The sequence below is a fragment of the Flexivirga alba genome (genome assembly GCF_042661025.1).
In the GTDB taxonomy this organism is placed as follows: Bacteria; Actinomycetota; Actinomycetes; order Actinomycetales; family Dermatophilaceae; genus Flexivirga; species Flexivirga alba.
Map to the genome: position 1 here is coordinate 3718123 of NZ_JBHSWH010000001.1, position 26831 is coordinate 3744953.

At 66.8% G+C, this 26831-nt stretch carries 22 protein-coding genes; 10 read left to right on the top strand and 12 right to left on the bottom strand.

Features of this window, described 5'->3' with window-relative positions:
- Nucleotides 1-26: 26 nt before the first annotated feature.
- The 4 genes from glgC to cphA all read left to right on the top strand — a co-directional run bounded on the left by glgC (nt 27) and on the right by cphA (nt 6327).
- Nucleotides 27-1277 carry a glucose-1-phosphate adenylyltransferase gene (gene glgC, locus ACFQDH_RS18450; protein WP_382403849.1) on the top strand — a complete coding sequence of 417 codons (1251 nt, stop codon included), beginning with the start codon at nt 27-29 and terminating at the stop codon, nt 1275-1277.
- 8 nt (nt 1278-1285) lie between these two features.
- Nucleotides 1286-2533 (top strand): phosphoserine phosphatase SerB, encoded by a 1248-nt coding sequence (serB, locus tag ACFQDH_RS18455; protein ID WP_382403850.1) that lies wholly within the window; start codon nt 1286-1288, stop codon nt 2531-2533.
- Nucleotides 2526-3410, top strand: coding sequence for a cyanophycinase (locus ACFQDH_RS18460; protein ID WP_382403851.1), 885 nt, complete (start codon nt 2526-2528; stop codon nt 3408-3410). Before serB ends, ACFQDH_RS18460 begins: the two co-directional genes overlap by 8 nt.
- 61 nt (nt 3411-3471) lie before the next feature.
- A complete protein-coding gene (cphA, locus tag ACFQDH_RS18465; RefSeq protein WP_382403852.1) occupies nt 3472-6327 on the top strand; it encodes a cyanophycin synthetase in 2856 nt (951 codons plus the stop codon).
- 519 nt (nt 6328-6846) lie between these two features.
- Here the strand turns inward: cphA and ACFQDH_RS18470 are convergent.
- The 5 genes from ACFQDH_RS18470 to fabG form a co-directional block, all read right to left on the bottom strand.
- Nucleotides 6847-7362, bottom strand: coding sequence for a GNAT family N-acetyltransferase (locus tag ACFQDH_RS18470; protein WP_382403853.1), 516 nt, complete (start codon nt 7360-7362; stop codon nt 6847-6849).
- 26 nt (nt 7363-7388) lie between these two features.
- On the bottom strand, nt 7389-9125 hold the full coding sequence (locus ACFQDH_RS18475; protein ID WP_382403854.1) for an HNH endonuclease signature motif containing protein: 1737 nt from the start codon (nt 9123-9125) through the stop codon (nt 7389-7391).
- 267 nt (nt 9126-9392) lie between these two features.
- Nucleotides 9393-11585 carry a tetratricopeptide repeat protein gene (locus tag ACFQDH_RS18480; RefSeq protein ID WP_382403855.1) on the bottom strand — a complete coding sequence of 731 codons (2193 nt, stop codon included), beginning with the start codon at nt 11583-11585 and terminating at the stop codon, nt 9393-9395.
- A gap of 17 nt (nt 11586-11602) precedes the next feature.
- A complete protein-coding gene (gene fabI / locus ACFQDH_RS18485) occupies nt 11603-12370 on the bottom strand; it encodes an enoyl-ACP reductase FabI (RefSeq protein WP_382403856.1) in 768 nt (255 codons plus the stop codon).
- Between the two features lie 49 nt (nt 12371-12419).
- Nucleotides 12420-13091 (bottom strand): 3-oxoacyl-ACP reductase FabG, encoded by a 672-nt coding sequence (fabG, locus tag ACFQDH_RS18490; protein ID WP_382404900.1) that lies wholly within the window; start codon nt 13089-13091, stop codon nt 12420-12422.
- Between the two features lie 182 nt (nt 13092-13273).
- On the opposite strand from fabG, the gene ACFQDH_RS18495 reads away from it, so the two are divergent.
- Nucleotides 13274-13543, top strand: a complete 270-nt coding sequence (locus tag ACFQDH_RS18495) for a DUF3099 domain-containing protein (protein ID WP_382403858.1) — start codon at nt 13274-13276, stop codon at nt 13541-13543.
- Complete coding sequence (locus tag ACFQDH_RS18500) at nt 13540-13770, top strand: hypothetical protein (protein ID WP_382403859.1); 231 nt, start codon at nt 13540-13542, stop codon at nt 13768-13770. Before ACFQDH_RS18495 ends, ACFQDH_RS18500 begins: the two co-directional genes overlap by 4 nt.
- Before the next feature lie 10 nt (nt 13771-13780).
- Here ACFQDH_RS18500 and moaA read toward each other — a convergent pair whose 3' ends face one another.
- The gene (gene moaA / locus ACFQDH_RS18505; RefSeq protein ID WP_382403860.1) at nt 13781-14797 is read right to left on the bottom strand and encodes a GTP 3',8-cyclase MoaA; all 1017 of its coding nucleotides are present in this window, start codon (nt 14795-14797) and stop codon (nt 13781-13783) included.
- A gap of 63 nt (nt 14798-14860) precedes the next feature.
- On the opposite strand from moaA, the gene ACFQDH_RS18510 reads away from it, so the two are divergent.
- Nucleotides 14861-15631 carry an SURF1 family cytochrome oxidase biogenesis protein gene (locus tag ACFQDH_RS18510; RefSeq protein WP_382403861.1) on the top strand — a complete coding sequence of 257 codons (771 nt, stop codon included), beginning with the start codon at nt 14861-14863 and terminating at the stop codon, nt 15629-15631.
- 4 nt (nt 15632-15635) lie between these two features.
- Here the strand turns inward: ACFQDH_RS18510 and ACFQDH_RS18515 are convergent, their stop codons facing one another.
- From ACFQDH_RS18515 to ACFQDH_RS18525, 3 genes are all read right to left on the bottom strand, one after another.
- Nucleotides 15636-16394: an enoyl-CoA hydratase family protein gene (locus ACFQDH_RS18515; protein WP_382403862.1), complete on the bottom strand. Its 759-nt coding sequence runs from the start codon at nt 16392-16394 to the stop codon at nt 15636-15638.
- A gap of 10 nt (nt 16395-16404) precedes the next feature.
- Nucleotides 16405-18285, bottom strand: a complete 1881-nt coding sequence (locus ACFQDH_RS18520) for an ABC transporter ATP-binding protein (protein WP_382403863.1) — start codon at nt 18283-18285, stop codon at nt 16405-16407.
- A gap of 125 nt (nt 18286-18410) precedes the next feature.
- Nucleotides 18411-19391: an aldo/keto reductase gene (locus tag ACFQDH_RS18525; protein ID WP_382403864.1), complete on the bottom strand. Its 981-nt coding sequence runs from the start codon at nt 19389-19391 to the stop codon at nt 18411-18413.
- A 128-nt stretch (nt 19392-19519) separates the two neighbouring features.
- Between ACFQDH_RS18525 and ACFQDH_RS18530 the strand changes: the two genes are divergently transcribed.
- A complete protein-coding gene (locus ACFQDH_RS18530; RefSeq protein WP_382403865.1) occupies nt 19520-20392 on the top strand; it encodes a helix-turn-helix domain-containing protein in 873 nt (290 codons plus the stop codon).
- A gap of 34 nt (nt 20393-20426) precedes the next feature.
- Here the strand turns inward: ACFQDH_RS18530 and ACFQDH_RS18535 are convergent, their stop codons facing one another.
- Nucleotides 20427-21812, bottom strand: coding sequence for an MFS transporter (locus ACFQDH_RS18535; RefSeq protein ID WP_382403866.1), 1386 nt, complete (start codon nt 21810-21812; stop codon nt 20427-20429).
- Between the two features lie 247 nt (nt 21813-22059).
- On the bottom strand, nt 22060-23292 hold the full coding sequence (locus tag ACFQDH_RS18540) for an MFS transporter (RefSeq protein WP_382403867.1): 1233 nt from the start codon (nt 23290-23292) through the stop codon (nt 22060-22062).
- Nucleotides 23293-23329: 37 nt separating this feature from the next.
- Here ACFQDH_RS18540 and ACFQDH_RS18545 point away from each other — a divergent pair, with 37 nt between their 5' ends.
- The gene (locus ACFQDH_RS18545; RefSeq protein WP_382403868.1) at nt 23330-23896 is read left to right on the top strand and encodes a CGNR zinc finger domain-containing protein; all 567 of its coding nucleotides are present in this window, start codon (nt 23330-23332) and stop codon (nt 23894-23896) included.
- A 5-nt stretch (nt 23897-23901) separates the two neighbouring features.
- Here ACFQDH_RS18545 and ACFQDH_RS18550 read toward each other — a convergent pair whose 3' ends face one another.
- Entirely contained in the window at nt 23902-25500 is a 1599-nt protein-coding gene (locus ACFQDH_RS18550; RefSeq protein ID WP_382403869.1) for an ABC-F family ATP-binding cassette domain-containing protein, read from the bottom strand.
- Between the two features lie 256 nt (nt 25501-25756).
- On the opposite strand from ACFQDH_RS18550, the gene ypfJ reads away from it, so the two are divergent.
- Nucleotides 25757-26752, top strand: a complete 996-nt coding sequence (ypfJ, locus tag ACFQDH_RS18555; protein WP_382403871.1) for a KPN_02809 family neutral zinc metallopeptidase — start codon at nt 25757-25759, stop codon at nt 26750-26752.
- Nucleotides 26753-26831 lie beyond the last annotated feature (79 nt).

The following is a 26831-nucleotide window of genomic DNA, read 5'->3' on the forward strand; positions in this document are numbered from 1 at the left end:
CCCTTCGGGCGCCGTAAGTTATGACCATGTCGAGACGAGGTGGACCATCTGTGCTGGCGATCGTCCTGGCCGGCGGCGAGGGCAAGCGACTCATGCCCCTCACCGCAGACCGGGCCAAACCCGCGGTGCCGTTCGGCGGCATCTACCGGCTCATTGATTTCGCGCTGTCGAACATCGCCAACAGCGGCTTCCTGAAGATGGTGGTGCTGACGCAATACAAGTCGCACAGCCTCGACCGGCACATCGCCAAGGCATGGCGTATGTCGACGATGCTCGGCAACTACGTCGCACCCGTCCCGGCCCAGCAGCGCCGCGGCAAGCAGTGGTTCGCCGGGTCCGCCGACGCGATCTACCAGAGCCTCAACCTCATCCATGACGAGAAGCCGGACATCGTCGTCGTTGTCGGTGCCGACCACGTCTACCGGATGGACTTCGCGCAGATGGTCGACCGGCACATCGAGTCCGGGGCCCGCGCCAGCGTCGCCGCCATCCGGCAGCCGATCGAACTCGCTGACCAGTTCGGAGTCATCGAGCTCGCCGAGGGCGGCGGCCAGAAGATCGGCGCATTCCGCGAAAAGCCTTCGGACCCGGTGGGACTCGCCGACGCACCGCACGAGATCCTGGCCTCGATGGGTAACTACGTCTTCGACACCGACGCCTTGGTCGAGGCCGTCACCACCGATGCCGACAACGCCAACAGCAAGCACGACATGGGCGGCGACATCATCCCCGCCTTCGTCGACAAGGGTGAGGCCTATGCCTACGACTTCCGCGACAACGACATTCCGGGAGTCACCGATCGCGACTTCGGCTACTGGCGCGACGTCGGGACCATCGATTCCTTCTACGACTCACACATGGACCTTGTGTCGATCCACCCGATCTTCAACCTCTACAACTATGCGTGGCCGATCCGTACCAGCGACGTCGGTTACCCGCCGGCGAAGTTCGTGCACGGCGCTTCCGATCGCAGCGGTATGGCGACCGGGTCGATGATCTCCCCCGGCTGCATCGTCAGCGGATCGGTGATCGGCAACTCCGTGCTTTCGACGAACGTCAAGGTGCATTCGTTCGCGCAGGTCGACGACGCGATCCTGATGGACAACGTCGAGATCGGGCGGTCCTGCCGGATCCGCCGCGCGATCATCGACAAAGATGTCTATGTGCCGGACAACGCGAGCATCGGGCTCAACCACGACGACGACAGGGCCCGTGGCTTCACGGTGACCGAGTCGGGCATCACCGTCGTCGGCAAGGGCACGGTCATTCCGGCGTGAATCCGCCTGTGCCACCTTCAATTCCACGGCTGAACACCCTTCTGGTCACCTTCACTGGTGAGGACCGCCCTGCGGTCTCGTCGCGGCTGCTGCGGGTGGCCGCCGATGCCGGCGCATTCGTCCTCGACCTCGAGCAGGCAGTCGTCCGCGGGCGGCTGTTGCTGACCGCACTGCTGCAGCCGACCGACGACGGGGCAACACTGGCGACCGCGATCGAGCAGGTCGGCAAGGGCTTCGGACTCACCGTCACCGTCGAGCCCGGCCGTGGTGACAACCCCGCACGCCGCACGGGTCGCGCCTCGGTGGTCGTGCTCGGGGCCTCGCTGCACGCGAGCAGCCTGGCCGCGATCACTTCGGCGATCGGTGACCAGAGCGCCAACATCGACCGGATCCGCCGTCTGTCACGTGACCCGGTGACCACCCTCGAGCTCGACCTGTCCGGCGCCGACGTGCCACAACTGCGTCGTGCCCTCGCGCTGCTGGCAGCCGAGCACGGCGTCGACATCGCCGTCTCACCCGGCGGCCTGGCCCGACGGGGCCGGCGGTTGCTCGTCATGGATGTCGACAGCACGCTCATCCAGGACGAGGTCATCGAGTTGCTGGCAGCCCACGCCGGGCGCGCTGCCGAGGTCGCGACCGTGACCGAGCGAGCCATGCGCGGGGAGCTGGACTTCGAGCAGAGCTTGCACGAAAGGGTGCGCTGCCTGGCGGGGCTCGACGTCTCGGTCTTCGACGACGTGCGCCGCGCCATACGGCTGACGCCTGGGGCACGCACTCTGGTCCGCACCGTCCGCCAGCTCGGGTTCTCGGTCGCCGTCGTGTCCGGTGGCTTCATCGAGATTGTGCAGCCGTTGGCGACCGAGCTCGGCATCGACCGGGCACACGCCAACAGGCTGGAGGTGCGCGACGGCAAGCTCACCGGCCGCGTCGACGGGCCGGTAGTCGATCGCGCCGAGAAGGCCCGCGCGTTACGCCGGTTCGCCGAAGCCGAGGGCCTGCCGTTGTCCCGAACGGTTGCGGTGGGCGACGGCGCCAACGATCTCGACATGCTCGCCACCGCCGGCCTCGGGATCGCATTCAATGCCAAGCCGGTCGTTCGGGAGCAGGCGGACGCCAGTGTCAACGTCCCCTATCTTGACACCGTGCTGTTCATGCTCGGCATCTCCCGCGAGGACGTCGAGGAGGCGGACCGGCTCACCGCGCCGGACAGCTCCAACGTGGACCCCGGCGCTTCCCTAGAATCACCCCATGTCTGATCCAGCTGTGCGTTCTCTGCTGATCATCGGCGGCGCCGAGGACAAGGTCGGTCGCGTGACGATCCTGCGACGTTTCGTGCGCCTGGCCGGCGGCCGCAAGTCCCGCATCGTGATCATCCCGACGGCGTCGTCAGTGCCGGACGAGGTCGTCGACGTCTACTCGACAGTGTTCTCCCGGCTCGGCGCACCGCAGATCGACTCCGTCGACCCGAGCGACCGGGCACACAGCAGCGACGCCGACCTGCAAGAACTCGTCGACGGCGCGACCGGGATCTTCCTGTCCGGTGGTAACCAGCTCAAGCTGAGCCAGCTGATCGTCGGCACGCCGCTGGGTGCTGCGATCCTGCGGGCCTACGAGCGCGGCGCGGTCATCGCCGGCACGTCTGCCGGCGCGTCGATCATGAGCCAGTTCATGATCTCGATGGGCGACGAGGGCGTGACCCCGCGCCAGCGGTCGAGCCAGCTCACCGCGGGCCTCGGACTCCTCCCAGGTGTCATCGTCGACCAGCATTTCGACCAGCGCGCCCGCTATGGCCGGCTGCTGTCGCTGGTCGCGACATCGCCCAACCTGCTCGGCATGGGCATCGACGAAGACACCGCCGCCGAGATCACTGGCGGCACCGAGCTCACCGTGGTCGGGTCCGGCGCGGTCTTCGTCGTCGACGCGCGGACCGCTGTCACCGACGCGCACCAGGCCGAGCGGGACGCGCCTCTTCTGGTGACCGGAGCTGTCGTTCACACGCTGCCCTTCGGCGCGACATTCGATCTCGAGTCCGCGACTCTCACGGACTTCACCGAGAGGTATGCCGATCTCGCCGTCTCCACGAGCAGGGATCGCCACGACACAGCCACAGCTGCAGCCGCGTTACGCCGATAGGAGCCAGCAAATCGTCACCACCGGGTCTTCACCCACACCATCCACGAGAGGAGCAGCAACCATGCAAGGGTCGCCGACCACTGGACAGCTGAAGGTCCTGCGCACCCGGGTCTACCGGGGTCCGAACATCTGGGCCTACGACCAAGCGATCCATTTGCTGGTCGACCTCGGTGAGTTGGAGGCCTTCCCGACCGACAAGCTGCCCGGTTTCACCGACCGCCTGATGGAGTGGCTGCCTGGGCTGGAGCACCACACCTGTTCGCGCGGGCACCGCGGTGGCTTCGTGGAGCGGCTGCGCGAGGGCACCTGGCTCGGGCACGTCACCGAGCACGTCGCGCTGCAGTTGCAGCAGGAGGCCGGGCACGACATGCGCCGCGGCAAGACGCGCGGGGAGAGCGGTCGCCCGGGCGTCTACAACGTGATCTTCGACTACTTCGACGAGCGGGTCGGCGTCTCAGCCGGCGAGCTCGCCGTGCGGATCGTCAACGAACTCCTCGTGTCCACAGCAGAATTCGAGTTTCAGGACGAGCTCGACCGGTTCCTGCGTGCAGCCGGCCGTAAGGCGTTCGGCCCGTCGACCGCCGCCATCATCGACGAGGCGGTCAGCCGCGACATACCGTGGCACCGGCTCAATCAGTACTCTCTCGTCCAACTCGGCCAGGGCGTCCACGCGCAGCGCATCCGGGCGACGATGACGTCACGCACGTCGGCACTCGCCGTCGACATCGCCGGGGACAAGAACCTCACGGCGACCTTGCTCGGCTCCGCCGGACTGCCGGTGCCGAAGGCGATCACGGTCCGGACCGCCGAGGACGCCGCGGAGGCTGCCACCAAGATCGGCTACCCGGTCGTCATCAAGCCTCTCGACGGCAACCACGGGCGCGGTGTCATCCTCGGTCTGGCGTCGGAGGACGAGGTCCGCGAGGCCTTCCCGCTCGCCGCCGACCAGAGTCGCCGCGGTGTGGTGCAGGTCGAATCCTTCATAACCGGACGGGATTACCGCTGCCTGATCATCGGCGGACGAATGGCGGCTATCGCCGAGCGGGTTCCGGCGCACGTCATCGGCGACGGCGAGCACACCATCGAGGAATTGGTCGACACCACCAACGCCGATCCGCGGCGCGGCATCGGGCACGAGAAGGTGCTGACCCGGATCGTGGTCGACGACGCCGCGGTTGAGCTGGTTCGCGAGCAGGGTTACGCCATGAGTGACGTCGCGCCTCAGGACGAGATGGTCAAGCTGGCACTCACCGGCAACATGTCCACCGGCGGGATCTCCATCGACCGCACCTTCGACGCGCACCCGGACAACGTCGAAATTGCCGAGGAGGCAGCGCAACTCATCGGGCTCGACGTTGCGGGCATCGACTTCATCTGCCCCGACATCACGGCACCGGTGCGCGAAACCGGTGGCGCGATCTGCGAGGTCAACGCGGCACCGGGCTTCCGGATGCACACCCACCCGACGGTCGGCGAGCCGCAGTTCATCGCCAAGCCGGTCGTCGACCTACTCTTCCCACCGGGGTCGCCGTCGCGTGTCCCGGTCGTCGCCGTCACCGGCACCAACGGCAAGACCACGACCTCGCGGATGTTGGCACACATCATGAAGAGCCTCGGTCGCAAGGTCGGCATGACCTCGACCGACGGCGTCGTGATCGATGAACGGCTGGTCATCAAGGCCGATGCTTCCGGCCCCCGGTCAGCTCGCATGGTGCTGCAGAACCCGCGGGTCGACTTCGCGGTGTTGGAGGTGGCGCGGGGCGGGATCCTCCGCGAGGGTCTCGGCTACGACCGCAACGACATCGCAATCGTCACGAACATCGCACCCGATCACCTGGGGATGCACGGCATCGACACGCTCGAACAACTCGCGCGCGTCAAAGCCGTCATCGTCGAAGCTGTTCCGCGCGACGGGTATGCCGTGCTCAACGCCGACGACGCGCTGGTGCGTGCGATGCGCCGCCGGTGCTCCGGGACGATCGTGTGGTTCTCGATGGAGCCACCGGGCAGCCGGGTGCGCGAATTCATCGACGAGAAGTGCCGTCGTGGCGCCCGTGCCGTGGTTCTGGAGCCGTCGGACCGCGGCGAGATGATCGTGCTCAAGCAGGGCCGCCGCTCGATGCCGCTGGCCTGGACGCACCTCCTGCCGTCGACGTTCGGTGGCACCGCGCGGATGAATGTCGCCAATGCGCTTGCCGCGGCCGGCGCCGCGTTCGCGGCCGGCGCGCCACTGCACGACATACGACAGGGACTGCGGACCTTCACAACGTCCTACTACCTGTCCCCCGGACGGTTGAACCGCGTCGAGGTCAACCACGCCGAAGTATTCGTCGACTACTGCCACAACCCGCCGGGCATGCATCGCCTCGGCGAGTTCGTGCAGGGGTATGTCGACCAGCGCCAAGGCGCCGCGGAGCATCGCATCTCGCGCATCGGCATGGTCGGTGCTGCCGGCGACCGCCGCGACGACGACATACGCGAGTTGGGTAGAGCAGCTGCGCAGTACTTCGACGTGCTCGTGCTGCGTGAGGACGACAACCTGCGCCGGCGCGCGCCGGGTGTGGCGGCCGCACTGGTCGAGGAGGGCGTCCGGGAGGCGATGGCCGACGGCGCCCGGTGCCGCCAGGTCCTCACGGTGCTGAACGAGCTCGAGGCAACCCGTCACGCGGTGCACCTTGCCAACCCCGGTGACCTGGTGATGCTGTGCGTCGACCAGCACGGCGCGGTGCTCGCTGAGCTGGAAAGCTTTACCCACCAGGCGAATGCGGGCGCTCGGACTGACGACGAGCAGCCGGGTGACCCCGATCTGGACCCGCAACAGTTGGCGACCGAGGCCACCGAGGCGTCGGCGGTCGAGGACACCGAATGGCGTGAGGTGGTCGACGCCCAGCCCGTCGGCGCCAAGCTGGTCGAGTAGTGGCTGGAAGCACCAAGGTGGTCGAGTAGGTCGAGCCGCTAGGCGAGACCGTATCGAGACCCTCCCAAGCTGGTCGAGTAGGTCGAGCCGCTAGGCGAGACCGTATCGAGACCGCCTGCCTCTTATGCGGGCGAGTAGTGGCTGGAAGCACCAAGGTGGTCGAGTAGGTCGAGCCGCTAGGCGAGACCGTATCGAGACCCCGTGCCACCGTTACGTTTTCGTCGCTCCGCGCTCACCTCCTCGTCGGGCGACGACCCCGCCGGTGCGCCGACCCGCCTCCCTTCCGCCGTGTCACTACGTGCGGACCCGCCCGACCGGCGTCACGGATCGCTACGCTCCCGCCGCCAGCCCGGGCTGGCCGCACTACGCTCCCCGGCTCCAGTCCGAGGGTCGTCCGACCGACGACGCCGCCACCCCACACCTCACCTTTATCACCGGGTCGCCCACTTGCTCACCGATCCAGCGGACCGCGCCCGGCCGGCTGAGTGTGCGCGGCCCTCTCCTCGTCACCACCGCCGACTAACGTCCGGCGAGCAACGTCTTCTCGAATAGCGTTGCGCTGAACCATGGCCCATCGAAATCACGTCTCCCGATCTCGCGGTAGCCCTGGTTCCGGTAGAAGCTGCGCAGGCGCTGGTTCGACTCGACACAATCCAGCCGCATCGTCCGTACCTTTTCGTCAATCGCGCGCGCCTCCGCCCACGACAATAAAAGAGCACCAGATCCCGGAGCGGCCAGCACGCGATCAACCATCAACCCATGGATGTACCGCGCGCCGTCTGCAGCGTCGGGCCATACATCGTGATCTGCGGTCAGGTACCGCATCCCACCGATCAGAGTGCCTGACGGGCCAATGCCGACGAACCACTCACCGTCGCTGATCTGAGTAGCGATGTCGTGAATTGACACCTCGCCGACTCCCCACTGCTCAACGCCGCGCTCGAGTAGCCATAGCTCCCAATCGCTCCGGATCGAGTGAAGCGCGACGGGATCGGTCCGTGACGCCGGACGAATGAGGGCGAGTTCAGAGACCACACATCAACAATCTCAGAGCGGCGCGCTCAGAACGGTGGCGGTGGTTCGGGGAACTCGATGCGGATGTCGCGTGACGGCGGGTAGAACTGCATCCGCCCCCGAGGCTGACGACATCCCTTCTTGTCGTGCTCCTGGCCCTCGTCTCGGTCCCGGCTGTCGTCAAGGTCATGGCGCTGGTCGTGGTCGGCCAGTAGGTGCAGGTCCTCCAGGTCGGTGAACACGTTCGGGATCACGTCATGCTCACGACACAGCGCCAACCGGATCCCGAACTGCTGCTCCACCCGGCTGGGCCTCGGCGGACACTGATCACCTGGCCGGTGATGATCGAACACGCTCGTCCGCAACCGTCTGGTCAGCGTCTGCCACGTAATCGACGCATCGCTGTGTTGCTGACTGGACCAGAACCGGCCGGTCTTCGCATTGTGATGCCCCCGATGCATCAGGTGCAGATTGTCCGGATGTGTCGCCCCCTCAACAGGTTCGGTCGCCCCCGCCCGGTACTCGGTGTCATGATCCACATCGCAGTCCGCCGCGGACACCCCGCAGTCCCCCGGCGCCCGACACCGGTGATCACGACCCTTGACCAACCGGCCCATCCCGGCCGGCACCCGATACGTGCTCGCCGCGTCCATTACCTCACCGGTCACCGGGTCCGTCACCAGCCGCGCCCACGTCGACCCCGCCCGGACGGCGACCTCCCGGACCTGCTCCGGCGACAAGAACCCCAGCCCCGGCACCTCCCCGACACCGAACGCCGCACCAGCACCGGCGGCTTCCGATGAAGTACCGCCCGCCGCAGCCGCACCTCGGCTGCCCGCGGTGTACTCGGCCACCAGATCCTCCGGCAAGATGCTGGCCAGGTGGACGATCACCTGCAACCGGCCCGCCGGCGCATCCCCCAAGAACTCATGACCGGCGACCGTGCCACCGATCAACAGATCGACGGCGATATCGGCACGCAACTGCGCCAACGTCCGCGGATCACCGCCCGCCCGGGCCGCCTTCGCCATCTCCGTCAGACGCTGCTGCGCCGCGAACACCCGCGCCGCGTCTCCCGTCGCCTGAAAGGTCGCGGTCCCGTCCCGGCCGGGGAAGGTGCAACCGTCCCGGCGCTCCATCGCATCCTCGTGCCGACGTTTACGGTCCGCGGCAGCACCCTCCACCAACGCCAACTGCCGCCGGACCCGCGCCCGGAACCCACTATGCGACAACGGCACCGACCCCGACCCGTCCTCGGCGACAGTGCGTTCCGGTGGTGCCAGCAACCGGTCAATCAGCTGCCCGGCCAACACCGGATCCAGGTGCGCCGTCTCGGCATACGCAATCCGAGCGCGCTCCCAACTGCAGCCACCAGCCCGCAGCAACTCGTGCGCCCCACCCACCCGCGCCGGCAGCGCGGTCGCGAACCGGACCCGGTCCCGGGCCGCCGTCAACGTCGACCCCGTCAACAACTGCACCTCATGCACCACCGCCCGACACGCACCCTTACGGTGCACCGCCACCTTCGCCGCATACCGCGGATCATCAACCGGCACACCATGATCCACCGCCACGTCCTCCACCAACGCCGACGTCGCATCCAACAATGCTGCCTCGGCGAACCCCTTCACAGCCTCCGCCGCCTGCACCACGTCACCCAGGTGCTCCCGCGACACCCGCTCCACCCGAGTCACCGCACCGCCACCGCCATGCTGGCAAACCTCGGCGACCAAGATGGCCAGCGCGTCCGCCACCGGGGCCGGCACACCAGACAGATCCACCACCCGGCCGCCCCCTGGAACACCATCACCGACCACCCCTGCCCGTCCATCACTGGTTACTATCTGTGTTCGAGTTTAAACCCGACCACCGACAACCCCTTCCGCCGAAACCACAACAGCCACACCAGTTTCCGAGGAGGCCGCGAGCACGGCCCCGGGTCTCGATACACCGCTCGTACCTCGCGGCACTCGACCCGCAGGCCGTCGCGATACACCGGTCCGCGTTGCGCTCCCTGCTCACCAACCCGGACTGTCCGAGCGTCGATTCCCCTATTGATCGATCGCGCTTGTGAACCGCGTCAGCGAGTTCAGGTAGCGCTGCACGTCCGGCTCGGCACTCGTCTCCACCAATTGCGTTGCTGCCGCTCGCAATGCCTCGGCATCGCGACCGAGGTCGTGCAGCGTCAACGCACGGAAGAGCACGACGGCGCTGTTGTCCGGGTAGTCCGCAGCCAGTCGGTCGAGTATGGCGAGGGACTCCTCCAACTTGCCGAGGTGCCGCAACGTCGAAGCTTGCTGGAGCTGCGCCCGGTGTCGGTACGGCTCATCGAGACGCAGCGCCGACGCCTTGGCGTACCACTCCAACGCCTCCGCCTCACGACCCGCGGAATCATGTGCGCCCGCCAACTCGTAGAGGACCCGGCCATCCTTCGGAAACCGTTGCTGCAGCGCAAAAGCCGCCTCGATGCGGGCAGCGTCGTCCTCGAGCGACCACAGCGCCGCGATCTCTGCCTCGGCTTCGTGCTCGCCACGAGCGACCACAGCCTTCCGTCGTATGACGGAAGCGTTGTCCGAAGTCGCGCCGTGCCCCATCAGCCACTTGTGCAGTTGCGCCCAGTGCGAATGCGTCATCAGGGCCAGCACGTCACCGTCGTGCGCCGCCGTCAACAGGCCGGTCAGCCCGCTGAATTCGTCCGGCCATGACGCGGTCGGCAGCACGCCGACGTGCGAAAGCCCTTCTCGTAGAAGCCTTTCCAGCTCCTCCATGGACCGCCCACGCAGGTAGTGCTCCTTGTGCTGGATCTGCACCCGGTCGGCGCCCAGGCCGGCCATCTCCCCCAGCCGCACCAGGATCTCGTCCGTGCGGTCTCCGCCGGTGCCGAGCCCGAGCTGCAGCTGCGATCCGGGCCGGACCAGTCCACGCCCAACACGAAGCAGTGCCTCCAGCCCGGCCTCGTTGTGTGCCATGTCGAGCACTACCGTGGCCGTCCCGCCCTGCGGCAACAAGGCCGAATAGATGTTCATCCGCCCCGGATTCAGCCGGTGGTCAGGCGTGAAGGTACGCAGTCCCTCGACCACGGCCTCCCGCGGCAAGCCGGCACCCAGCCCGGCCGCCGCTCCCGCCAACGCATTCGCGATGTTGTGCTCCGACAGGCCGGACAGCGTCATTGGCACGTCCACCAGACTGACCAGCCGGTCCGGTGACGCCCCCGGGTGCAACACCGCGATGTCGCCGTCCAGGACGGTGATCCCCCGACCGTGCGCATCGAGCGCCTCACGCAGCGATGGCGACTCGGGATCGAGGCTGAAGCACCACGGCCGCCCGCTCGCGACCGAGCGCATGGTCCACACCCGAGGATCGTCGCCGTTGAGGACGACCCAACCCTTGGGCTTGGTGACCTTGGTGATGATCGCCTTGACCTCGGCGAGTTGGTCGAGAGTGTCAATCCCGTCCATTCCCAAGTGATCTGCGCTCACGTTGGTCACGACGCTCACGTCGTTGTATGCCGTGCCCAGGCCTCTCCACAGCATGCCGCCACGCGCGGTCTCCAGAACACCGAACTGCACACCCGGTGCCTCGAGCACAGCCCGCGCGCCGCCCGGGCCGGAGTAATCACCCTTCTCGACAACCTCGCCCTGCACCAACACGCCATCGGTCGAACTCCAACCCGTGCGCCGGCCCGCCGTCATACCGAGGTGGGCGATCAGCCGCGTCGTTGTCGTCTTGCCGTTCGTGCCGGTCACCGCAACCACGGGGACCTTCGGTCGCAGCGCACGCACGCGTTCACCGGGCGGCTGAGCACGCACGTGCGCACCGGCGCGCGCAAAGGCATCCGCGACCGGCTCGGGGCCGAGCAGGTCGCTCAGCAACGTGCCGATGACGTCAGCGACCGCCTGGGCACGCCCCGCGTTGTTCAGCGCGATGACGACGATTACTTCGTCCAGGACTTCTCCGGGACGTACCCGCACTCCGACGCGCACCACACCGGCCTCGCGCATCAGCAGCCGCACTGCTCGCTCGACGACGCGCAGCACGACCCCGCGACGCGCTTCGCTGCCCGGCCGACCGGTGTCGCGCGCCCGCACCGCCATCTCGCCGACGAGCGACTTAAGTTGTGCTGACTCGGCGTTGAGGTATGCCGGAAGGCGCAGCGTGATCTTGGCCGCCGGCCGGGTGAAGTAGAGGTTCGGGCCGCGCAGAATCCGCGCCCCGACGACCGTGGCGTCCTCCAACGAAGTCATACCGAAATATTAGTGAGCTACTGACCCATCGCGTGCACGCCGCCGTCGACGTGCACGATCTCGCCGGTGGTCGCCGGGAACCAGTCGGACAGCAGCGCGACGCAGGCCTGCGCGGCGGGTGTCGGATCGGTGATGTCCCAGCCCAACGGCGCGCGCTCGCCCCACACCTGCTCGAACTGCTCGAACCCGGGGATCGATTTTGCGGCCGTCGTCCGGATCGGTCCGGCGGACACCAGATTCGAACGGACCTGCTTGGGTCCGAGATCACGCGCGAGGTAGCGATTGGTCGACTCGAAGGCAGCTTTCGCGACACCCATCCAGTCGTAGACCGGCCAGGCGAACTTCGCGTCGAAGGTCAGCCCGACCAGCGACGAACCCGCGGTCATCAACGGAAGCGCAGCAACCGCAAGGGATTTCAGCGAGTATGCCGAAGCCTGCAACGCTACTGAGGCGTCCTCCCAGGTGCCCCCCATGAAGTCGAACGCTCCGGGCGGCGCGAAACCGATCGAGTGCAGCACCCCGTCCAGTGAGTCGAAGCCGGCTGCCTTGAGCCGGTCGGCGAGACTGTCGAGGTCATCGTTGTTCGTGACGTCCAGCTCGAGCAGCTCCGGTTGTTTCGGCAGCCTCTTACTGATCGTCTGGGTGATGCGCATGACCCGCCCGAACGACGTGATCACGACCTCGGCGCCCTGCTCCTGGGCGATCCTCGCCACGTGGAACGCGATGGAGGACTCCATCGTGATCCCGGTGATCAACAGTCGCTTGCCTTCGACGATGCCTGCCACGTCGACTCCCTTGTTTCGGTATTGGATATCTGTCTCAGGTGTATGGCGCTCAGTGCCCCATGCCCAGGCCGCCGTCGACCGGGATCACGGCGCCGTTGATGTAGCCCGCGACGTCGCTGGCCAGGAACCGCACCACCTGCGCCACCTCGTCGGGCTCCGCCATCCGAGCGGCCGGGATCGAGTCGACATACGCCTTGCGTTGTGCCTCGGGCAGCGCACGCGTCATATCGGTGTCGATGAAGCCCGGTGCAACGACGTTCGCGGTGATCGCCTTCTTGCCGAGCTCGCGGGCGATGGAGCGCGCCATACCGACCAGACCGGCTTTGGACGCGGCGTAGTTGACCTGGCCCGGACCGCCGAGCAGTCCGACAACACTGGAAACAAAGATGATCCGGCCGCCCTTGCGACGAATCATCCCCTTCGTCGCACGGCGTGCGCAGCGGAACGCCCCGGCCAGGTTCGTGTCCACCACGCTGTCGAAGTCGTCGTCCGTCATACGCATCAACAAGGTGTCGTGGGTTATCCCGGCGTTGGCGACGACGACCTCCACCGGTCCGCCGAAGTGCTCCTCGGCGGCGGTGAAGGCTGCATCCACCGAAGCCGTGTCCGTGACGTCGCAGGCAACGGTGGTCGCGCCGTCAGGCCCGTCGGTGCCACTGCGAGAGGTCACGACCACGTCGTCACCCGCCGCCACGAATGCCTCCGCGATCGCCCGGCCGATACCTCGGTTTCCCCGGTGATCAACACGTGCTGCGGCATTTGACGCTCTCCTAGCTCGGTCCTGAAGTGGCCCGGACGGACCCGGATGCACAGGCTATTGGACTACCAGGCGGTAGCGCGCACGGCGTGTCACGGCGACACGCCTAGACTGGAGTTGTGCCCGTCCGGAATGAACATCCCTCAGTGCAGTCGGCAACCGATCTGCCGCTGCCGGGCAAGCACGACCTCGACACCCGGATGCGCAACTACGCCATCGCGATGGGCATCCGCACGCTCGCGTTCGTGCTCGCCTACGTCCTCGAGGGTCCAGCACGCTGGGTGTGTGTCGGGCTAGCGGTGCTGCTGCCCGAGATCGCCGTCATCGGCGCCAACGCCGCCAACCAGAAGCGCCAGCGGGTGCGCGGACGTGGTGTGGTCACCGACCAGCGCCGCCAGCTGCACAACCACACGTGAGGCTTCCCGGAGCGGAGCCCGACCAGCCCACTCAGTGCAGTGCGAAGGGTTGTCGCCGCGACGCGTCATACGCGTTGGTATGGCGCAACCCGAAGATCCACGACGAGGACCGGCACAAGACCTGGCTGGCCTGCGACGAGCACCGCACGACCCTGTCGGAGTTCCTGAGCTTCCGCGGCTTTCCGTTGGAGATCAAGCCGATCGACGAGCTACCGCCGAGCGAGTAGTCGAGCGTGTTCATCCGCCGATCGACGACATGGGCCGGTCGGGTTGTTGGAAATTGGGTTCGCCGATGCCGTGGCCCCGTCGCTTCGCCAGCATCGTTCCTCGTATGACGTCAGCCAGCTCGTCGTCGCTCGCACCCGACCGCAACGGACCGCGCAGGTCACCCTCGTCCCGAGCGAACAGGCAGTTGCGGACCTGACCGTCGGCGGTGAGCCGCACGCGGTCACAGGCGGCGCAGAACGGCGCCGTGACGCTCGCGATCAGGCCGACCGTGGCAGGGCCACCGTCGACCAGGAACAGCTCCGCAGGGGCGCTGCCGCGTGTGCCGTCCGGCATCTCGGTGAGCGTGAAGCGCTCCCCCAACCGCTCGCGCAACTCACGCCCGGTCAGCATCGTCTGGCGTTCCCAGGTGTGTCCGGCATCCAGCGGCATCTGCTCGATGAAGCGCAGCTCCAGGCCGCGGTCGAGGCACCACTGCAACAGGTCGGCAGGGTTGTCCTTGCCCTCCGGGTCGTGCATCGCCACCGCATTGATCTTGACCGGCTTCAGTCCGGCGTCCTGAGCGGCCTTGATGCCGCGCTCGACGTCGGCGAAGCGATCCCGCCGGGTCAGCACCTGGAAACGGCCCGGGTCGACGGTGTCCAGCGAGACGTTGATCCGCTCGAGGCCCGCCTCGGCGAGCGGCTGTGCCAGGCGATCCAGGCCAATCCCGTTGGTGGTCATCGCAATTCGCGGAGCGTGCTCGAGCGACGCAAATCTACGGACCACTCCGGGCAGCCCGCGCCGCAACAGCGGCTCGCCGCCGGTGAGTCGGATCGAACGCACTCCGAGCTGGGTGAAGATGTCGACGATGCGCACGAGTTCGTCGTCCGTGAGCATCTCCGGTCGCGGCAACCAGTCCAGGCCTTCGGCGGGCATGCAGTAGGTGCAGCGCAGGTTGCATCGATCGGTCAGTGACACACGCAAATCGGTGGCCACACGACCGAAAGTGTCCGGCAGGCCTGCGCCGGTCTTGTCGAGGCTGGTCATAGGACTCCAGAGTAGGCCAGTTACGGTCTGGGGGTGCTCCGCAGGCTACTTACCCGACGCTGGTTGACCTGGTTGTTGGTTGCCCTCATCTGGGCCGCGGCGTCCGTCTTCCTCGGTCGGTGGCAGTGGCACCGCTACGAAGCGAAGTCGTTGTCCCAGCACCAGCTCACGGACAACTACAACGCCAAACCCGTTGCGGTCACGTCGATCCTGCCCGACAAGGACACGAAATTATCGGCTGATGACACCTGGCGACAGGTCAAACTCGTCGGGCACTACCAGGCAGCGAATCTCCTGCTGGTGCGTAACCGGCCGAACGACGGTGTCTTCGGTTACGAGCTCGTCATACCGTTCCAGCAGGCGGACGGACCGACGGTGCTGGTCGACCGAGGCTGGTTGGACAACGGCCGCACTGCCGCGGCGCCGACAGCGGTCCCCCCGACGCCGAGCGGCACCGTGACGGTCGTCGGGTGGCTCAAGCCGGGCGAACCCGCGACCGACAACAAGCGGGTTCCGGGCCAGGTGTCGTCGATCAATCTGAACACGATCGCGACGCGGACCAACCAGTCCCTGTTGACCGGCGGCTATGTGTTGATGCGTTCGGAGATGCCGGCCGCTGCGGCGACCACGCACGGTCTCGCCCCACTGCCGAAGCCGACGCCAGGAACGTATGCCGGGATCAACCTGAGTTACGCGTTGCAGTGGTGGGCTGCCGCTATCGGCGGCATTCTGCTGATGCTCTACCAGTGCCGCAAGGAAGAGCTGGAAGCCGTGCGCGGTCCGAAACCCAAGAAACCCAAGAAGGTCCGCATCTGGGACGAAGAGGACGAGTAAATCTTCAGGCCTTCCTTCGACGTTCCAAGAAGGCCCCCATCGCGGCCTTCGCCTCGGCCGATCCGAAGAGCGCGGCCGACCGCTCGGCCAGCTCCACACCGTGCGCGTCGATGTTCGCCAGTAGCGGAGCCGCGACCAGCGCCTTGCTCTCGCGCAGGCCCTGTGGACTCGCCTGGACCAGTTGGTCCAGCACGGCAGCGACCGCCTGGTCCAACTCGTCGGCCGGCACCGCCTCGGTGATCAGGCCCATCTCGGCAGCCGCTCCGGCGTCGAAGGTTTCGGCCGTCAGGAAGGTCCGAGCGGCGGCCCGGCTCGTCATCCGCGGCAGCGTCGTCAGTGAGATGAGCGCCGGCGCGAGGCCGAGCCTGGCCTCGGTGAACGCGAACGTCACGGTGTCGGCGGCGATCACGATGTCGGCAGCGCCGACCAGGCCGAGACCACCCGCTCGCACCGGTCCGTGCAGTCGTATGACGACAGGCTTCGCCGAGGCCACGATCTGTCGCTGCAGGGCGACCAGGGCGTGTGCACCCTGCTCCATGCCGCCGTCCTTCGCCTCGGACAGGTCTGCACCGGAGCAGAAAACCGTCCCGGCTGCAGTCAGCAGCACCGCCCGGACTGCTTCGTCCTGGTCCGCGTCCTGCAGCGCCTCCGACAGCTCTGCCACGAGTTGCCTGCTGAGCGCGTTGCGGTTGCGCTGGCTGTCCAGCGTGATGGTCGCGATCCCGCCGTCGGACTGCAGGTGGACCAGCTGCGATGTCGTCATACGCCTGAGGTTAGTCGGCGGCGGGCGCCGGCGATTTCGCTGCGCCATCACGGAACTGGGTGTGGTACAGGTCGGCATACGTGCCGCCGGCCGCGAGCAGTTCCTCGTGCGATCCCTGCTGCACGATCCGGCCCTCGTCCAGCACCAGAATGAGATCGGCGTCCCTGATGGTGGACAGCCGGTGCGCGATGACCAGGGAGGTGCGACCGGCCAGCGCCGAGTCCAACGCTCGCGAGACGGCGGCCTCGGACTCGGAGTCCAGGTGCGCGGTCGCCTCGTCCAACACCACCACGGACGGTGCCTTCAGCAACAGCCGGGCGATCGCCAGTCGTTGCTTCTCTCCGCCGGACAGGCGATGCCCGCGGTCACCCACCATCGTGTCGAGGCCGTAGGGCAGCCGGCTGACCAGACCCCAGACCTGCGCCTCGCGCAGCACGCGCTCCAGGTCGGCGTCGGACGCGCCCGGTTTGGCGTAGAGCAGATTCGCCCGGATGGTGTCGTGGAACATGTGCGCTTCCTGCGTCACGACACCGACCCGGTCGCGCAGCGCATCGGCCTTGACCTTCCGCAGGTCCTGTCCGCCGATCCGCACAACACCGTTGGTCGGGTCGTAGAGACGCGACACCAAGCCGATCGTCGTCGTCTTGCCGGCACCCGACGGGCCGACGAGGGCGATCATCTGACCAGGCTCCGCGCGGAACGAAATCCCTTGCAGCACAGTGGAACCGTCACCTTTGTCGCGGGTGAGCACCGTCTGCAAGGACTCGATCGACACCTGGTCGGCGGTGGGATAGCTGAAGACGACGTCGTCGAACTCCACGCCGACCGGACCACTCGGCAAGTCGACCGGGTGCGGGTCCTCGGCGACAAGTGGTTTCAGGTCCAGGATCTCGAAGACCCGCTCGAAGGAGATCAACGCCGTCATCACGTCGACGCGCACGCTCGACAGCTGGGTCAGCGGTGCGTAGAGCCGCCCGAGCAGCGCCGCGAGCGCGAGCAACGTGCCGATGGTCAGCGTGCCGTTCACGGCCATCACTCCCCCGATCCCGTAGACGAGTGCCGTGGCCAGCGTGGCCAGCAGGGTCAGGCCGACCAGGAAGATCGCCCGCTGCACGGCGATGCTGATGCCGAAGTCGCGTACCTTGGCCGCCCGCTGGCCATACTCCTTGTCCTCCTGCTCAGGACGACCGAAGAGCTTGACCAGCAGGGCACCGGCGACGTTGAACCGTTCGGTCATCCGCGCACCGAGGTCGGCGTTCTCCATCATCTGCCCGCGGGTGAGACCGGCCAGGCGGCGTCCGAGGATCCGGGTCGGGATGAGGAAGAAGGGCACGAGCAGCAGTGCGGCCAGGGTGATCTGCCAGGACAGCGTGGCCATCGCGATCACGATCACGATCACACTCACCAGGTTGGACACCACGTTGGACATCACCGACGTGAACGCTTGTTGCGCACCGATGACGTCGGAGTTCAGCCGGGTCACGAGCGCACCGGTCTGCGCCCTGGTGAAGAACGCGATCGGCTGGCGCAACACGTGACCGAACACCTCGCGCCGCAGGTCGTAGATCAGGCCCTCGCCCAACGTTGCCGACAACCAGCGTTCGACGATGCTCAATCCCGAGTCGACGACCGCCACAATGCCTGCCGCCACCGCCAGCCAGACGACCAATGAAGTGTTCTTGTCACCGACGCCCTTGTCGACGATCTCCTTGAGAATCAACGGAGTTGCGATGACGAGCAGTGCGTCGAACACAACCAGCACCAGGAAGACGCCGATCGGCCGACGGTAGGGGCGTGCGTAACCGAGCACCCGCCGAGCAGTGCCCGGTTTCAGCTTCGACGCGTCAGTGGACTCGCGGGTCAGCGAGTGCATCACCTGCCAGTTGCTCATCGTCCTCCTCCGGAGACGGGCCTGCCCCGTCCGTCAGTCGCCAACAACCGCGAGGCGCGAAGTATGCCGGGGCGCGTTTACCCGGCGATGGAGAAGGCCGATTCGGTGCTCTCGCGGCGAACAGTTCAGCGATCGATGGCAGCCATGCTCGCTTCGCTGTGCCGTTCCCCTGCCGCCGGTGTGAGGTTGTTGAGTCGTTGGAGGTGGTTGTCGGTGAGCTCGATGCTGTCGGCGGACGTGTTCTCCTGGACACGGGCGACTCGGCGGGTGCCGGGGATCGGGGCGATGTCATGACCCTGGGCGAGCAGCCATGCCAGCGCGACCTGCGCCGGTGTCGCATCGGCCTCGGCGGCGACAGCCTGAACTTCATCAACGATGCGCAGGTTACGTTGGAAGTTCTTCCCGATGAAGCGCGGATTGTCCTTGCGCCAGTCGTCGTCGGGGATGTCATCGACGCTGCGGATCTGGCCGGTGAGGAAACCGTGGCCGAGTGGGGAGTACGGGACAAAGCCGATACCCAGTTGCCGCAACAGCGGAAGCAGCTCAGCTTCGGGGTCGCGGGTCCACAGCGAGTACTCGGTTTGCAGTGCGGTGAGCGGGTGGACAGTGTGGGCGCGGCGGATCGTGGCGGGGCCGGCCTCTGACAGGCCGATGTGCAGGACCTTGCCCTCGTTCACCAACTCCGACACAGCGCCGATGGTGTCCTCGATCGGGGTGTTCGGGTCGACCCGGTGTTGGTAGTACAGGTCGATGTGGTCGGTGCCCAACCGGGTCAGCGAGCCCTCCACGGCGGTACGCACGTTGGCCGGGCTGCTGTCGGTGACACCGGGCCCGCCGCCGGAGTGGGAGACAAGGCCGAACTTGGTGGCGATCACGACCTGGTCGCGGCGACCTTTGATCGCTCGGCCGACAATTTCCTCGCTGTGGAACGGGCCATACACCTCGGCAGTGTCGATGTGCGTGACGCCAAAATCGAGGGCGCGATGGATGGCGCGGATCGACTCCGCGTCGTCCAGCCCGCCGCCGCTGGTGTACGTGCCGGCCATCGTCATCGTCCCGAGACCGATCCGGGAGACGTCAAGCCCACCCAAAGAGACATGCTTCATCAGAAAACTCCTCTGTCGTTGTTGTTCGAGTTCTAGGTAACCCGCTCTCAACTGCCGGAAGAAGTCACTGCTCGGCGGTGTACTGCCAGCCCACCCCTTGCCGCCATGCCAGCTTCTACGATTGGGGGGTGGACAAACGTGATGAGATCAGGGCCTTCCTCACCTCCCGTCGTGCCAAGATCACCCCCGAACAGGCCGGCCTGGTGCACTACGGCCGCGCCCGGCGCGTGCCCGGTCTGCGCCGCAGCGAGGTCGCGGACCTCGCCGGCGTCAGTGTCGAGTACTACGCCCAACTCGAACGCGGCAACCTCGCCGGCGCATCCGAGAGTGTCCTCAACGCGCTCACCCGGGCGCTACAGCTCGACGAGGCCGAGCGCGAACACCTGCTCGATCTCGCCCGTGCCGCCAGCCCCGGACGCCGACCCCAGGGACGACCGGCGGCTCGCCACGTTCGACCCAGCGTGGCCCGCATCCTCGACGGCATGAGCGAAGTGCCCGCCTACGTCCGCAACGGACGACTGGACGTTCTCGCCGCGAACCCTCTCGCCCGTGCTCTCTACGCACCAGCGTTCACCGATCCCGCGCAACCCGCCAACTTCGCGCGGTTCACCTTCCTCAACCCGCACGCCCGAGTGTTCTTGATCGACTGGCAGCTAGCCGCAGACGCCACCGTGGCCACGCTACGCACCGAAGCCGGCCGCGACCCCTACGACAAAGCACTGACCGACCTGGTCGGCGAACTATCTACCCGCAGCGACGACTTCCGGACACGCTGGGCCACCCACGACGTCCGCCTGCACCGCAGCGGTGTCAAACACATCCAGCACCCGGTCGTCGGCGAACTACACCTGTCCTACGAAGCGATGGACCTGCCCGCCGACCCCGGCCTTTGCCTCATCGCGTTCAGCGCACCCACCGGCTCAGCGAGCGACGACGCACTACGAGTCCTCTCCAGCTGGACCGCCACGCACCCGGTCGACATCGCGGCCACGCCCGGCTGAAGTCGCACAAGTTGGTCTACCTGGTCGTGTTGGTCTACCTGGTCGTGCGGCGCAGGGTCGCGGTGACGGCCGCGGTGACCACCAGCAGCGCCGCGGTGACCAGCAAGCAGGCACGCAAGCCGGGCAGGAAGCTACCCTGTCTGGCGATGACGGCGCCATAGACGGCGACGCCGAGCGCGCCGCCCATCTGCCGGAAGGTGTTGAGCACGCCGCTCGCGGTACCCGCCCGGGATAGGCGGACGCTGTCGATCAGTAGCGACGTAACCGGCGGGACAGTGAACGATCCTCCGACGCCGACCGGGATCATCAGGACGGCAACGAGGAGAGTCGGTGTATTGGCCGGGACCGTGCTGAGCAACACCAAGCCAGCTGCCATGCACAGTTGACCGCCGAGGATGGGCGCGATCCGGCCGAAGCGGCCAACCGTTCGCGCCACAACAGGGTTGAGCAGCGCGACCAGGGCACTCATCGGGAGGAACAACAGCCCGGTCTGCAGCGGTGAGGCGCCGCGCAGTTGTTGGAAGTACAAGCTTTGGACAAACACGACGCCGTAGAAGCCGACCATGTTGATGGACGCGGCTAGCAGCGCGATACTAACCGTGCGAGAGCGGAACATGTCCAGCGGCACCATCGGGTTACGGCCGCGTGCTTCCGCAACAAGGAAGCTCGCGAAGGCGAATGCGCTGATGACGAACGCCGCGACCACGGCGGTGCTGTCGTAGCCCAGTTCCCCTCCCGCGATGATGGCGTAGGTCAGCGATGCGAGTGCGAGCACGGCGCAGACTTGGCCGGTCCAGTCGAAGCGGGCTACCCGACTCGGGGACGGCCCGACCCTCGATAGCACGAAGATCGCTGCCACGCCGACGGGCATGTTCAGGAAGAAGATGAACCGCCAATCGAGCTGTGCGAGCGCACCGCCCAGGATCGGTCCGGCCGCCAATGCCACCGATCCACCCATCGCCCAATAGGCGATCGCCGTGGCCCGTCGGCGTGGGTCGTCATACGCCTCGCGGATCAACGCCAGGGACGTAGGTGTCACCAGCGCGGCGCCGAAGCCCTGCAGGATCCGCGCCGCGACCAGCAGATCAAGCGAGGGCGCAAAACCGCATGCTGCCGAGGCGACCACGAAGACCACCATGCCGATCCCGTAGGCGCTGCGCGCACCCACTCGATCGGAGAATGTTCCGGCGAACAGCAAGAGTGCCGAGAAACTGAGCGTGTACCCGGTCACGACCCACTGAAGACCTGTCAGGCCGCCACCTAGATCGAGACGGATGTTCGGCAGCGCGACATTGACCACCTGAGCATCCAGCGATACGACGAAGAAGCCGAGCATCGCCACCGCCAACGAAACACGCGCACGGACCGCCGGAACCTCCGATGCAACCGGCGACGGGACGAGCAAGCCACGATCAGACAACGGAACCAGCCACGGACAACACGTCACAGCGCGGAATACCAGAAATTGACCTTTCACACACAACTGCAGTCAATGCGTCATGCGACACGTGAGGAAGCGGCTGTCATCACACGTACTGCCAGCACCCCCTCGTGGCCGTCTGGCGATATGTGGTGCACCGGAGTGGCCAGGCGCCTGCCCGCCCAGGACGACCAAGGCCCCGATCGGCTGACGCTACGGGCGCGCGTGGTCGGGCCTGCCCGGCCCGTCAATCGCCGACAACCGCAAGGGCAGAAGTATGCCGGGGAGCGTTGACCCTCCGGCTCATCGGAGGGGCGACAGCTGCCAGCGCGAGGGCGACGACGGCGGTCCCGAGCCACAAGGGCACACCGTCACCGAAGGTGAGTGCGGCACCGATGATCAGGGGCGCGACGGAGGTCGCTATCCCCCAACTGATCCCGAACATCGCCAGGTAGCGACCGGCCGCACCTTCCGGCGCCAGCCGGGAGACCTGTGCGTAGAAGTGGCTCATCAACAGCACGTCGGCAGCAGCACCCACGACCCCGGACAGCAGGATGAGCACCGCCGAGTGAGCAACGGCTATGCAGCTGATGGAGAGGGCCAGACCAACGAATCCGACTGCGATTGCGACGTGTCCGCCACCTCGGTTGAGGACGTCCACGCGCAGAAGCGGTTGCGCGAGCACGGCGACCACGGCTGACAGCGCAGTGTTGACGCCGATGACCCACAACCCGAGGCGGCGATCAGTAACCGTCAGCGGCATACCGAAGATGACCACCATGTAGACGAGGGTGAACACCGTCGACATACCAAACACACCGAGGAACCTCCGGTCCCGCCACGGCCTGGCGGCGGTCTTCGTCGTATGCCGCGCTTCGCGGTCCGGCAGATATGCGCGGATCACCACAGCACACATCAGACAGCTCACCGCGTCGATGACGAAGAGCATCCGCAGGTCCCACCCGGCGACGATCGCCGCGACGCCACCCGCGCCGACCGCGGCGATCGTCATCGACACGAAAAGCAGACCGAAGAGCGCCGGCCCGTTGTCGTCGTTGCTCTCTGCAGCAATCATCGCCTGCGTCGGGGGCTCGATCAGCTCGTAGGACAGCCCCAGCCCGACCGCGGCGATGACAGCAATCGTGCCGGAGTGAGCTGCCGCCAGTCCCAATTGTGTTATCGCACAACCGATCAGGCCGAGCAGAATGGTCGGCCGTGGGCCGATGGCATCGAGTAACCACCCGCCGGCGAGCCGCGACGGGATGGTCGCCAGACCGAAGACGGCGACGATGAATCCCGCCGTCTGAACCGACTCGTGCAACTCCTCGGTGAGCAGGACAGCCAGGAACGCCATCGAGAAACCGCCCAGCCGATTGACCATTCGCGCGACCAACAAGCCCTTCGCGCCGCGGGACAGCAACTGCCAGGCGCCGAGGGGGTCCGTTGAGCCGTACCTGTCGTTTATGCTGTCACCAGTCACGACAACAAACACAACCAGAAAAGAGGTGACTGGTCAAGTGCGTTTCGACAGTCACATCGAACGGTTACTCACCGCGTCATCACGACTCGTCAACCGGCTCACACCCGGTCTCGACGGGGGACGGCCGATCGTCGTCCCGACCGGGACGGCGCTGAGCGCGGCGGTTGGCGAGGCGCTGACGTTCGACGGCAGGACACCCTCGGTGCCGTCGGCCGGAGCCCAGGTGGTGGTCGGCATCGTGCCCGACGTCAGGCGGGTGTTCGAGGCGGCATCCGACGGCGACATCACGCGCGCGGCGCAGCTGACCAACGACCTACTCGGGCGCACCGGCGCCCGGCCACAGCTCAACCCCGACCCGGACGGCACCTGGCACCTGCACTTCCACGGGGCTAGCAACCACTTCGGCCCTGGATGGGCTGCCGGCCTCGCCGCCGGCCTGACGATGGCCCTCGGCGTCGACGAGATCGGCCGGCTCGGCGTGTGCTCCGCCGACCGCTGTGACCGCGTGTATGTCGACAGCTCCCGCAACGGCACCCGGCAATTCTGCTCGACGCGGTGCCAGAACCGCATGAAGGCGGCAGCGCACCGGGCCCGCCAGAAATAGTCGGCTCAGGCCAGCTCGACCAGATCCTGATAGTCCGGTCCCCACAGGTCCTCGACGCCGTCCGGGAGCAGCAGGACTCGCTCCGGCTCGAGCGCCTCAACGGCTCCCGGGTCGTGCGTGACCAACACGACGGCGCCCTCGAAGGCGCGCAGCGCACCGAGGATCTCCGCGCGTGATGCCGGGTCGAGGTTGTTGGTCGGCTCGTCGAGCAGCAGCACGTTCGCGGCCGAAACCACAAGCAGCGCAAGGGAAAGCCGTGTCTTCTCGCCACCGGACAACACACGTGCCGGCTTCTCGACGTCGTCGCCGCTGAAGAGGAACGACCCGAGAACCTTGCGGGTCTCGGTCTCGTCCAGGTCAGGCGCTGCCGACTTCATGTTCGCCAGGACGGTGCGATCCACGTCGAGGTTCTCATGCTCCTGGGCGTAGTAGCCGAGTTTGAGTCCGTGCCCGGGCTGCACCTCACCGGTGTCCGGCTGGTCGACGCCGGCGAGGATCCGCAGCAGCGTCGTCTTGCCTGCACCGTTGAGCCCGAGCACCACGACCTTGGAGCCGCGGTCGATCGCCAGGTCGACGTCGGTGAAGATCTCCAGCGAACCGTAGGACCGCGACAAGCCCTCGGCCATGAGAGGCGTCTTGCCCGACGCGGCCGGCGTCGGGAAGCGCAGCTTGGCGACCTTGTCCTGCTGCCGACTGCCCTCGGCGCCCTCGAGCATCCGCTCGGCGCGCCGGATCATGTTCTGGGCGGCGGTCGCCTTGGTGGCCTTGTAGCGCATCTTCTCGGCCTGCGCCATCAAGGCACCGGCCTTCTTCTCGGCGTTCTGTCGCTCCCGATGTCGCCTGCGCTCGTCGGTCTCGCGCTGCTTCAGGTAGGTCTTCCAGCCGACGTTGTACTGGTCGATCTCCCCACGGTTGGCATCCAGGTGGAACACGCGGTTGACGACCTGGTCGAGCATTTCGACGTCGTGGCTGATGATGATCAGCCCGCCGGTATACGTCTTGAGGTAGTCGCGTAGCCAGTGGACCGAGTCGGCGTCCAAGTGGTTGGTCGGCTCGTCGAGCAACAGCGACTCGGCTCCGGAGAAGAGGATGCGGGCCAGCTCGACACGCCGACGCTGACCACCGGAAAGTGTTTCCAGCGGCTGGTCCAAAATGCGCGTCGGCAGGGCGAGCGACGACGCAAGCGACGCCGCCTCGGACTCGGCGGCATACCCGCCCTTGCCGAGGAATTCGGCGTCCAGCCGGGCGTAGCGACGCATCGCGCGCTCACGCTTGTCGTCGTTCTCGTCGGCCATCGCCTTCTCGGCGGCACGCAGGTCGCGTATGACGACATCCAGGCCACGCGCCGACAGGATGCGGTCACGGGCCAGCATCGCAAGGTCTCCGGTCCGGGGATCCTGCGGCAGATAGCCGATGTCGCCCGAGGAAGTGATGGTTCCGGCCGCGGCCTGCCCCTCACCCGCGAGCACCTTGGTCAAGGTCGTTTTGCCGGCGCCGTTACGGCCGACCAGGCCGACCCGATCGCCCGCGGCGACGCGGAACGTCGCATTCTCCAGGAGGATCCGCGACCCCGCACGCAACTCGATCCCTTGTGCGGTGATCACGTCTTTCCTTCCCTGCCGACGGCTGGTGCCCGCCCTTGTTGGTGTCTCCCGGCAACTCACATGACAGAGCGCCTGCCGCGTGCACTGGTCCAGCCAGCGCGTGCTTCAGGCGCCCGAAGCCGTTCACTCGCTAGTGTACGTCCAGGATCAGGGGCGCCCCAATCCGTTTACGGCGTCCCGGGTCCGCTCTGTCAGTACAGGAAGGGACGACGATGAGGTACGAATCGTCGTACCGACCAGCGAAGGGAAACCGGCCGTGACGTTCAATGACAACGCCAGCATCGGCACTGGTGACGTCTCCAGCGGAGGCAGTTCCGGCGGTGGCGGAGGCGGCGGCATGATGCCCGGCGGGATCGCGGTCGGCGGTGTCGGCGGCGTGATCGTGATGATTCTCATGGTCCTGTTCGGCGGCGACCTCACCGGCGGCTCCGGCGGCAGCGGCGGCTACGCCGGGCAGCTCAATGGCGGCCAGGCCAACCCCTATGGTCAGAACCAGATCGACTCCGGCGGCAGCGGTGGCAGTAGCGGCGACGCCATCCAGCAACAGCTCGACGCGTGCAAGACCGGTGCCGACGCGAACAAGAACGACCTCTGCCTCATCAAGGGCACCGTCGCGAGCGTCGAAGGCTTCTGGAAGGTCTACCTCCCGAAGACGGCCAACAAGGACTACTCCCCCGCGATCACCAAGGTCTACGCGGGCCAGATGCAATCCGGTTGCGGCACCGCCACCACCGAGATGGGCCCGTTCTACTGCCCGTTGGACAAGCAGGTCTACATCGACGCCGGCTTCTTCCAGGAGTTGCAGAGCCAGTACGGCTCCGACGGCGGCCAGCTCGCCAAGGAATACGTCCTGGCGCACGAGTACGGCCACCACATCCAGGACATCCTCGGCCTGCTCGGCCGCGCCCAGCAGGACCCGCAGGGCGCCGAGTCCGGCTCGGTGCGCACCGAGTTGCAGGCAGACTGCTTCGCCGGCATCTGGGTCTCGTATGCCGACGGCTCGCGCAACGGCCAGAACGGCGTGACGATCGACCCGCTGCTGAAGAAGATCAGCTCGACCGACATCGACTCGGCACTGTCGGCGGCCGCCGCGGTCGGCGACGACCGGATCCAGCAGAAGGCACAGGGTCGGGTCACCCCCGAAACCTGGACCCATGGGTCGTCGGCCGCTCGACAGAAGTGGTTCAAGATCGGCTACGACCAAGGCAGCCTCAACGCTTGTAACACGTTCGACGCCGCCAACGTCGAATGACGACTGTGAGTCACATCACATTTTTCTGAGCGTCGGAGCAACCTCCGACATGACGAGGACGTCCTTCCTGCACACCACA